The 9,391-nt window shown below is 42.3% G+C and carries 10 protein-coding genes and 1 pseudogene; 5 read left to right on the top strand and 6 right to left on the bottom strand.

Annotation, left to right across the window (positions count from 1 at the left end; all coding sequences use genetic code 11):
- The 4 genes from H9653_RS10220 to H9653_RS10205 form a co-directional block, all read left to right on the top strand.
- Positions 1 to 675 (top strand): IS256 family transposase (locus H9653_RS10220; protein WP_191692289.1); only part of this gene is annotated, 675 nt, incomplete at its 5' end.
- Between the two features lie 782 nt (positions 676 to 1,457).
- Positions 1,458 to 2,096, top strand: a complete 639-nt coding sequence (locus H9653_RS10215) for a PepSY domain-containing protein (protein WP_191692288.1) — start codon at positions 1,458 to 1,460, stop codon at positions 2,094 to 2,096.
- Positions 2,097 to 2,241: 145 nt separating this feature from the next.
- Positions 2,242 to 2,580 carry a hypothetical protein gene (locus H9653_RS10210; RefSeq protein ID WP_191692287.1) on the top strand — a complete coding sequence of 113 codons (339 nt, stop codon included), beginning with the start codon at positions 2,242 to 2,244 and terminating at the stop codon, positions 2,578 to 2,580.
- A gap of 313 nt (positions 2,581 to 2,893) precedes the next feature.
- Positions 2,894 to 3,265, top strand: coding sequence for a hypothetical protein (locus H9653_RS10205; RefSeq protein WP_191692286.1), 372 nt, complete (start codon positions 2,894 to 2,896; stop codon positions 3,263 to 3,265).
- Between the two features lie 9 nt (positions 3,266 to 3,274).
- Here H9653_RS10205 and H9653_RS10200 read toward each other — a convergent pair whose 3' ends face one another.
- Positions 3,275 to 3,586: an NGG1p interacting factor NIF3 gene (locus H9653_RS10200; protein WP_191692285.1), complete on the bottom strand. Its 312-nt coding sequence runs from the start codon at positions 3,584 to 3,586 to the stop codon at positions 3,275 to 3,277.
- Between the two features lie 52 nt (positions 3,587 to 3,638).
- Positions 3,639 to 4,285, bottom strand: a pseudogene (locus H9653_RS10195) (DNA-3-methyladenine glycosylase).
- Positions 4,286 to 4,506: 221 nt separating this feature from the next.
- Between H9653_RS10195 and H9653_RS10190 the strand changes: the two are divergent.
- Positions 4,507 to 5,106 carry a hypothetical protein gene (locus H9653_RS10190; RefSeq protein ID WP_191692284.1) on the top strand — a complete coding sequence of 200 codons (600 nt, stop codon included), beginning with the start codon at positions 4,507 to 4,509 and terminating at the stop codon, positions 5,104 to 5,106.
- Between the two features lie 97 nt (positions 5,107 to 5,203).
- Here H9653_RS10190 and purC read toward each other — a convergent pair whose 3' ends face one another.
- From purC to H9653_RS10170, 4 genes are all read right to left on the bottom strand, one after another.
- The gene (gene purC, locus H9653_RS10185; protein ID WP_191692283.1) at positions 5,204 to 5,917 is read right to left on the bottom strand and encodes a phosphoribosylaminoimidazolesuccinocarboxamide synthase; all 714 of its coding nucleotides are present in this window, start codon (positions 5,915 to 5,917) and stop codon (positions 5,204 to 5,206) included.
- Positions 5,918 to 6,046: 129 nt separating this feature from the next.
- Positions 6,047 to 6,367, bottom strand: coding sequence for a hypothetical protein (locus H9653_RS10180; RefSeq protein ID WP_225211718.1), 321 nt, complete (start codon positions 6,365 to 6,367; stop codon positions 6,047 to 6,049).
- Between the two features lie 145 nt (positions 6,368 to 6,512).
- The gene (gene dapA / locus H9653_RS10175; protein ID WP_102077794.1) at positions 6,513 to 7,418 is read right to left on the bottom strand and encodes a 4-hydroxy-tetrahydrodipicolinate synthase; all 906 of its coding nucleotides are present in this window, start codon (positions 7,416 to 7,418) and stop codon (positions 6,513 to 6,515) included.
- Between the two features lie 516 nt (positions 7,419 to 7,934).
- Positions 7,935 to 9,389, bottom strand: a complete 1,455-nt coding sequence (locus H9653_RS10170; RefSeq protein WP_068405843.1) for a Do family serine endopeptidase — start codon at positions 9,387 to 9,389, stop codon at positions 7,935 to 7,937.
- Positions 9,390 to 9,391 lie beyond the last annotated feature (2 nt).

The following is a 9,391-nucleotide window of genomic DNA, read 5'->3' as shown; positions in this document are numbered from 1 at the left end:
AACAAGGCGATCTATCTGGCCTTAGGAGTGGGACTTGATGGTAGAAAAGAGCTGCTTGGCATGTGGCTATCAGAGAACGAGGGCGCTAAATTCTGGCTTGGTGTTCTCACTGAGCTACAAAACCGCGGGGTTCAAGATATTCTTATTGCCTGTGTAGACGGCCTAAAAGGCTTCCCTGATGCCATCAATACGGTCTACCCTAACGCTCAGGTTCAGCTGTGTATCGTGCATATGGTGCGCTATTCGATGAAGTTCGTACCTTGGACGGACAAGAAGGCCGTAGCAGCTGATTTAAAGGCCATCTACGGTGCTGATACGCTCGAGATGGCAGAGGCCAACCTTGAGCACTTTGATGAAGTATGGGGCAAAGAGTACCCGCATGTCATCAAGTCTTGGCGCAATAACTGGGAGGGCTTAACGGTGTTCTTTGGTTATCCTAAAGACATCAGAAGAGTGATCTATACCACCAATGCGATAGAGTCGCTAAACAGTGTGATTCGGACAGCGGTGAATAAGCGTAAGGTCTTCCCGTCTGATCAGGCAGCATTCAAAGTGGTGTACTTAGCAACCCAGCAGGCATCCAAAAAGTGGTCGATGCCGATCCGTAACTGGACGTCTGCTCTTAATCGCTTTATGATTATGTTTGATGACCGTATCAGCAAGCATTTAATCTAAATGGCAGTTACACAGAATTCGGGATGGTCTCCCAGATACAATAAAACCGCATAGCAATTAATTGTTATGCGGTTTTATTGTTAACCATCCATGTTACCTATCACGACTCTAATCATGCATCCTTGCAAGACATTAAGCATATTGTGACAGTCGGGCATCCTGCCCATTACTTCTTGCTATTACTGGCATTCACTGCCTGCAACACGGGTCATGTGTCCATACTTCAATTATCATTATCATCCTGATGCTAATAATTGAATTATTATCCTTAATACGGTTAACTCAATCCTTGAGTCACATTCCCTTATGCCGTGTGTGTATAGTGTCAAAATATTGACCTAGTGTTAAGTCGCGTAAGCGTCATTGCCTGTAAGCATATGCTTACAAGCGCTTATCTATAACTACAGATTAAATATAAAATATTGATTCGTAAGGCTTTATTTTCAATAATAAAAATTTAGTAAATAATATATATATAAGTGTTAGCGATGTTCGTGGTCATAAGCAACACCTTAGTCACTCAAAGTAGCGAATGCTTACGCAATTATTTGCAAAATTTACAACTTATTAACACCCACGACATGTGTTGATAAGTTTTAAGTATTACTATAGTTATGTAAGAAAATATTTCAAAAACAACGTTATTAACGAATAATAATTTATAAAATTCAAATAAATTTTTGTAATATCTCATATTTCAGCGTTGTTGTTTATTTTCTAGAAACAAAATTCCTAGCAAAAAACTATTTTTTTAGCCAGTTTATACCTTAAGAGGTTCCATCATGCGAATTCTAAAACCTTTATCATTTAAGACAGCCATATCTGCTGGTCTTGCCGTTACGTTAATAGGAGCTACAGCGAGTTGTGCAGTAGCAAGCCCAAATTATGGTCATACTCCAATTTATCAAGATGGCAAATATGGCAATAATAATTTTGGGCGTGTCAGTCAACAGCTTCGCCAAAATTTACGTAGTAAAGGCTACCAAGTAATGGATATCAAACCTGATACTCATCGTGGTAATCAATCCATTACTGCGTACGCTAAAAAGAACAATCAGCCTTATATCCTTAAATATACTTACCCTGGTCTAAAACTTATCAGCTCAAGTAAGAGTGATTGGTCAAACATTTGGCAAGATAAAAACCATAATAACAATGGCTATAATGGTAAATACAACAATGACAAACGTTATAAAAATGACGATGTTGAAGATAGAATCAAAAGAGAAGCACGTTACCCTGCGATCAAACGACGTGCTATCAGTAAAGTTGAAGGCATGGGATATCGAGTCAAAGATATCGAGCTTGATGAAAAAAACAATCGCGGCGTATTTGAGATAGAAGCCAAACGTGGCTCACAAGAATATGAGATTTTTCTTGACTATCCAAACTTGAATGTGATTAAGATTAAAAAAGACTAATCTTTAAACAGTCCATTTTTATACGTTAGCTTTTCTTATGCAACGTTATTGTGGTAGTGCAACATTAAGATCAGTAATTAAATACCAGTAATCGCCACATTACTGATAAGTAATAGGAATTAATAAGATAATAGGAATATTCATTATGAAGATATTAAGCTTCTCAACTTTAAAAACCGCTTTTTCTGCTGGTATTGTGCTTGCTTTATTGGGCACTACCTTTGGTTGTACCGTCACGCCAAGACATGATGGTCAAAGAGTTTATTACCCAAACGGTCCGTATCAGGGTAACGGCAAGTATAACAATAATGGTCGTTATAATAATGGCGGCCATAAAGTCAATCATGCTCACCACGATAGCAAAAAAGGCAAACATAAGAATAAAAACGGTCATCACAAAAATAAAAACGGTAAGCATAAAAAAGATAATAGCCGCTACAACAATAATGGTCGCTATAATAATAACCATTATCGCTACAAGTAACTTAACCTCTCAACAATTTATAGAAATAGCGCATAGCGCCTAATGGCTAGGCGTTTGGGTTTTTGGGTCTGTGCTCTCGTTATTTGACGACGTTTGACAAAATTTAGCTATTTTAGATGAGTACGATTCAATTAAGAACACGCCTTGTACGTACAGATAAGATTTTGGCATCGTTGATGACTTGATGCCCTTGGTCAAATAAGCCAGCCCTTGGTTTAGTTGACCATTTTTTTATTGTGTCGTTTTTAGCATAGAACCTTGCTTATATAGACGAGCTACCAATACCTTTAATAGCATAGCATGAGAGAATATTATGAAAAAATATACGTTATTAAAAACCACGGCGGCGAGCAGTATGATTGCCGCGTTACTGTCCATAACGACTGGCTGCGTCACCGCGCCCGGCTACAATGCTTATGGCGACCTTTATGAAGACATTTACAAAGATACTAAAATCTATAAGAAACACAAGAAAACCATCAAGTCTATTGATAAAGAACTTTATCAGCCTGCTATCGAGCAACGTGCGGCTAATAAAGTCAGTAGCATGGGTTACCAGGTCAAAGACGTCAAATATAAAAAAGGCGACAGTAAAATAAAAGTAAAAGCCCGACGCGGCAGTAAAGACTATAAAATCGAGCTTGGCTATCCGAGCTATAACGTGATTAAAATCAAAAAAGATTGACAACAGGTGTTAAAAGTCTAACACCTCAATCACATCATAAGCAGGCGTCTCATAAGGATGCGCCTGCTTTAATGCCTCGATAACTGCCTTAATATGAGCAGTAGCAACGACCATCTCTACCCGCCACTCATCAACAGTTTCAAGTCTATCCTGCGCCCCAATATTTGGCTGACTGCCTGCCAACGGCATAAACTGCCCGCTCCCCTGCACTTGCCAGCAGCATTGTTCATAATTGCCAATCTTGCCAGCACCCGCTGCAAATAAGGCGGATTTTACTGGCTCTAACGCCGTATCTGGAATAAAAACGGTTAATTTATACATAGATTACTTCCTTTGAGCCTATTTAGAAAAATTACTATCAGCTATAAACTTACTATTTTTTAGACAATGAAGGATGGTCAGTCCAGATATAGCGCAATAACCAATCTTTTGCCTCGCCTGCATAATCAATGCCAATCCGTGGACGCAGTGATATTGGCGGCTGACAGCCGTCGTCTTCGACCCAAAGCCCTGACGCAGGCATGATAGGCGCACCATATAACTCGCGGTCAATTTGCAGCCGTTTGGTTAGCTTGCCAGGACCTGCAAATTGCTTGGGGTCGGTTAGCTGTTTATCTGCGCTCAGTAATTGCTCGTCGATTAAGCGCGCGCTATCGTCTGTCAAAAACCCTGCGCGTATTAATACCGCTTCTGGCGACTCTGCCGTTCCGCTCACCAAATTGAGCATATGATGGATACCATAGGTCAGATAGACATAAAATACTCCGCCCTCGCTATACATAACCTCTGTACGCGGCGTGCGCGTGCCAGCATGCGCATGACAAGCGGCATCACCTTCACCAATGTAGGCTTCGGTCTCTGAGATGCGCATCCGTAGGGTTTTTTCTTGCCGTCACTATCGCTTAGCTGTCGGCATAAAACTTTGCCAATTAAATCTGCCGCTACCACGCAGGTCGGGTGGACAAACCAGCTAGGTTCTAAAACGGAGGGTTGTATATAAGGTAATTTGTACAATGACATCAAAGATAACCTTTTTTATAGCGGCGTTTATATTGACGATATAAATTTAGCATAAAAAACCACTCAAAGCGGCTAAGCGTTAGACCTTATTACCTATTACAACTGTTGCTATACAGACAGTTAACTCATTCTAATAGTAAGCTTAAAACTCGCCAATCAATTTTAAAGTTAAAAAACTAAAAACATCCAACACTAAAAAATACAAACAAAAGGATATAACAATGACTAACTCTAATACTAACAATGATAAGCAGCACAACAACGATAGCAATAAAAATGCTAGCGAAAAAGATACGAATAAAAACGCAGTGATGAAAGATAACAACCCTAATAATGGCAATAATGCTTCCAAAGGCAACGCTACTAACGATTCAAAGGACAACGCCTCAAAAGATAGTCAGTCTAAGACAGATGATAACAGTAAGAACGACAAGCAAAATAGTCAGTCACAAAGTAAAAACAGCAAAGACGATAAGTCATCTAATCAAGACAATACTAATGACAAAAAAGATGATAAAACGTCGGACAAGAACGATAGTAAAGATAGCGATAATGATAAATCGTCTGATAAAAACAATAGCGGTGCCAAAAAAGACGATCAATCAGACGCTAAAAACGACAGTAAAAATGGTGACGATTCTGATAAGAAGGATAAAGATAGTAAAGATGATGACTCTAAATCTAGCGAAGATAAAGAATCTTCTTTAAAGGACACCGCTACCACTAAAGCTAAAGAAGTGGTTGGCACATTAGCGGACAAAGCTGCCGATGCGATGGAAATGGCTGCTAAAAAAATTAAAGAAGCGCGTAAAGACAAATAACATAGCAATCTTTAACATAACGGTTTTTAAAATGCTTATCCCCATAAAAAAACTGAGCGCATGGCTCAGTTTTTTATTTTTTAAATATTTTATATTTCTAGTTTAACGGCACACCGATACGTTTTGCTACTTCTTCATAGCCTTCAATCACATCACCCAATGATTGACGGAAACGGTCTTTATCGAGCTTTTTCTTGGTCGCTTTATCCCAGATACGGCAGCCATCAGGCGAGAACTCATCACCTAGAACGATACGATCATAGAATACGCCAAATTCAAGTTTAAAATCTACCAGTATTAAATCGCCAGCATCAAACAGCTCTTTTAGCACTTCGTTTACTTGGTGACTGAGCTCTTTCATTTTCGCCAATTGAGCTTCAGTTGCCCAACCAAGCGAGATAGAGATGGACTCATTGACCATCGGATCGCCAAGCGCATCGTCTTTATAAAACAGCTCATAAGTAGGCGGCGTTAATGCTTGACCTTCCTCTAAACCTAGGCGACGTACCAAACTGCCCGCAGCAAAATTACGCACCACGCATTCAACCGGAATCATGTCTAAACGCTTGACCAGCACTTCATCGTCTGACAACTGCTTTTCAAAATGGGTTTCGATACCAGCGTCAGCCAGTTTTTGCATGATAAAGGCGTTAAAGCGGTTATTCACCACGCCTTTACGAGCAAGCTGTTCGATACGCTTACCATCGAGTGCGGAGGTATCGTCGCGGAAGTGTAAAATCAGCAGATCATGGTCTTCTGTTTCATAAACAGACTTGGCTTTGCCTTTATAGAGCAGTTGTTGCTTTTGCATGAGGGAGTTCCTGTTCGTTCAAGCTTATGTGGTAAAAACGCGCAGTGACCGCCAAGCGCTTTGTATTAAGGTATAAAATGCTTAACCATAATAAAAGACCAGCGGTATAGATAAGGATGAAAAAGGGGTTTATTCTGCTGCTTGGGTCACGGCAACCGTACGCTGAGGTCTTGGCAGCTGATATTGTTTACCTGACTCATTTTCTAGTTTCAAGGTATTAGCACCGGCATTAGGCGTTGGGTATAACGGCACAAATGGCGCTGTTTCTTGCGCCGCTGGCAATTCTAATGGTGCCAGTTTTTTGCTTTGCTGATACTCAAGGCTACCATTATCGCGCTTACCAAACAGACCTTTTGTCGCTTGGCAGCCGCTCAACACTAACGTACTACCCAAAACCACGGTCATTAGCATCGGGAATATTTTTGCAGGGTTTGATGATACTGTCATCATATTATCTCTCTGAGTTAGCAGTTATTGCTTATTTGGTGCGTATGTAGGCAAAGCGTTTATAGTTTTACTATGTCTAACTTTTTTACTTAATAGTCGAAACCTATAGAGCCACTATAAGCGGTATGTTTATTAAATTTATAAAAACCTAAAGTAAATTTGCACGGATTAGAGCTTCATCAATGGTCGCATGGTGCTTTTCAGCCAACCATACCAACGGCAAACGAATACCGGTATCTATCATGCCCATTTTATGCAGCGCATATTTAACAGGAATAGGGCTTGATTCGATAAATAAGTCACGGTGTAAGTGCTTGACCACGTCATGAACTTTATGAGCGGCATCAAAATCTCCACGCAGGCCAGCGCTAAAAGTCTCACTCATAGCTTTTGGTGCCACGTTAGCCGTCACCGAAATATTGCCTTTACCGCCAAACTGCATCAGCTCAAGAGCTGTACTATCATCACCAGATAACACCACCATTCTGTCGCCAACGGCTCTGATCAGTTGCTCACCGCGCACAGCCGAACCTGTGGCGTCTTTAATAGCAACGATATTGTCAATATCGGCCAAGCGTTCAACGGTTTCTTGGGCGATATCTACAACCGTACGACCCGGTACGTTATAAAGCATCTGCGGAATTTTTACCGCTTCAGCGATGGCTTTATAGTGCTGAAACAAGCCTTCTTGTGGCGGCTTATTATAATAAGGGGCGACCAATAACGCACAATCAGCACCTGCTTCGGCGGCATCTTGGGTTAGCTTAATGGCTTCCATCGTATTGTTGGCACCAGTACCTGCAATGACAGGCACGCGACCTTTGACATGCTGAACAAAGTAGCGAATCACATCGCTGTGCTCTTGCATGGACAAAGTCGCTGACTCGCCAGTGGTACCGACAGCGACCAAGCAATGCGTACCTTGCTCAATCTGCCAATCTATGAGGTCTGCCAGACGTTTATAATCGACCGTGCCGTCAGGATGCATGGGCGTTACCAAGGCTACCATTGAGCCTTGTAGTCGGGTTTTAATATCGTCGTATGCTGTGCTCATAACCGTGCCTGTATATCCTAGCTTTTATTAAAGCTATCACATGATAAGTCGTTTGCAAGTGTGCCTATCTGCCCTATGGAGCTGAACGTTTGGTTTGGTAAAATAACGTCAGGGCAAGACCTTGCGTGATGTTTATACTGTGTATTTATTATGCTAACGTGATTGACGCTATTTAGCTGCCGCCACTTGATTGACTGCAAGCCATAAAAACGTCTGCTAGTGTAGCATATTTTGCCTTCATCGCTATCAAACAATTCATGCTTAACACTTCTATAAAGCGAAAAATTAGCAATCTATCATAATGCTAAGCGCGACTCTATTTAGCCTAAAAAATAAGCCTGAAAACTAAATAGTTAGTGTAGTGCAATTGCTTAGTGTAGCGTAACTAGTTAGCAGCGATAAAACCTTTTTAGGTATTTTAACGAATCGTCAACATAGCAATGGTCGGACGATATGTATTACTGTCAATAAAGACAGCCGATTCATAACGCTGCTAATCACGCACGCTATCCTTTGCTATTCAATGCGTAAACCAATGATACCTGGGATCCCCTGACGCACTATCTCAATCGTCACCACGCCTTTTTCGGGCAATGATGCCACGGCGCTAGAAAAATCGTTGACCGTTTTAATCGGTTTTTGGTGCAAATTGGTGATAACGTCGCCTGCCAGTATACCCGAGCGCGCCGCGAGTCCCGTCGGCTCAATAGCGGTGACCAGCACGCCGGTCTTATTATCAGCAGCCAGCTCTATTTGCTCCTCCGGCGTTAAATTGCGCAGCGCCAGTCCCAAGCTGATGCCGTTGGCTTGCTGTGCGCCGGTTTGCGATTGCATAGCATTGGAAGCATTACTAAGCTTGCCGGTTATGATAGCTTGTTTACCGTCACGCTGAATCTGAACGCGAAAGATATCGTCAGGCCGCGCTCGATTAATCAGGTTTAATAAATCGGAGGCTTCCATAATTAAGACATCATTGTATTTTAAAATAATATCGCCTGGCTTTAGCCCCGCTTTTTGCGCCGGTGAGTCTGGTGAAACGCGAGTCAATAATGCCCCTTGCGGACGCGCTAAATTATAAGCTTCGGCTAAATTACGGTCGATATCTTGCGGAAAAATACCCAGATAGGCGCGCGCAACTTCACCGTTATCTTTTAACTGCTCATAAATATCCATCGCCGCATCAATCGGGATAGAGAATGACAGACCCATATAGCCGCCCGTGCCACTAAAAATACGCGAGTTAATACCAATTACTTCACCGCGCTGATTAAATAATGGGCCGCCAGAGTTACCCGGGTTTAATGCCACATCAGTTTGGATAAAGGGTACGCTGGTTTCACGGGAAAAATTGCGCGATTTGGCACTTACAATACCTGCCGATGCTGAATAATCGAAACCAAAGGGCGAGCCAATTGCTAATACCGGCTCCCCTACTTTTAGCGCATTAGAATCACCGATTGGCAAGGCAGGGAATTGGCGCCCCGTGACCTTGAGCACCGCCACGTCTGAGCGCTCATCACTGCCAACCAATTTGGCATCAAGCTCGCTTCTGTCATTGAGCGTCACAGTAATTTTGTCCGCGCCTGCCACCACATGATGATTGGTCAGCATATAACCATCACGGGTGACAAAAAATGCAGTGCCATATGCATGTTCAATCGCAGGCGTCGCTGCTTGGTCAGGAATATGTAAGCGATCACCAAAGAACTTCCGCAATAGCTCAGCCGTTTGGGCTTTAGCAAGCTCTGCCTCGCTGACAGTTTTGGTGACGTTTACTCGCGCGACCGCTGGCGTGACTTGCTGTACCAAGCCCGAAAAATCTGCGGTGGTAACGGCCGCTTGTGCAGTTGGCACGGTCGCGATGTTGATACCTGCCGCCATAGTAGTGGCTACCGCTATGGCCAACGCGCTCTGCTGTAACCAACGGCTCAAATTGGCTGTATTCGACGTTTTAGACATATTGTTAGGCATGT

The organism is Psychrobacter communis (assembly GCF_014836505.1).
GTDB lineage: Bacteria > Pseudomonadota > Gammaproteobacteria > Pseudomonadales > Moraxellaceae > Psychrobacter > Psychrobacter faecalis.
The sequence above is the reverse complement of the archived record's forward strand: the minus strand, read 5'-3'. Positions and strand labels throughout refer to the sequence as shown.

Bases quoted from the DNA above. Each gene is read 5' to 3' on its own strand.
- H9653_RS10210 (WP_191692287.1), top strand. From the start codon at position 2,242: ATGAAGATATTAAGCTTCTCAACTTTAAAAACCGCTTTTTCTGCTGGT.
- H9653_RS10170 (WP_068405843.1), bottom strand. From the start codon at position 9,389: ATGCCTAACAATATGTCTAAAACGTCGAATACAGCCAATTTGAGCCGT.
- H9653_RS10200 (WP_191692285.1), bottom strand. From the start codon at position 3,586: ATGTATAAATTAACCGTTTTTATTCCAGATACGGCGTTAGAGCCAGTA.
- H9653_RS10180 (WP_225211718.1), bottom strand. From the start codon at position 6,367: ATGATGACAGTATCATCAAACCCTGCAAAAATATTCCCGATGCTAATG.
- H9653_RS10190 (WP_191692284.1), top strand. From the start codon at position 4,507: ATGACTAACTCTAATACTAACAATGATAAGCAGCACAACAACGATAGC.
- H9653_RS10205 (WP_191692286.1), top strand. From the start codon at position 2,894: ATGAAAAAATATACGTTATTAAAAACCACGGCGGCGAGCAGTATGATT.
- H9653_RS10215 (WP_191692288.1), top strand. From the start codon at position 1,458: ATGCGAATTCTAAAACCTTTATCATTTAAGACAGCCATATCTGCTGGT.
- dapA (WP_102077794.1), bottom strand. From the start codon at position 7,418: ATGAGCACAGCATACGACGATATTAAAACCCGACTACAAGGCTCAATG.
- purC (WP_191692283.1), bottom strand. From the start codon at position 5,917: ATGCAAAAGCAACAACTGCTCTATAAAGGCAAAGCCAAGTCTGTTTAT.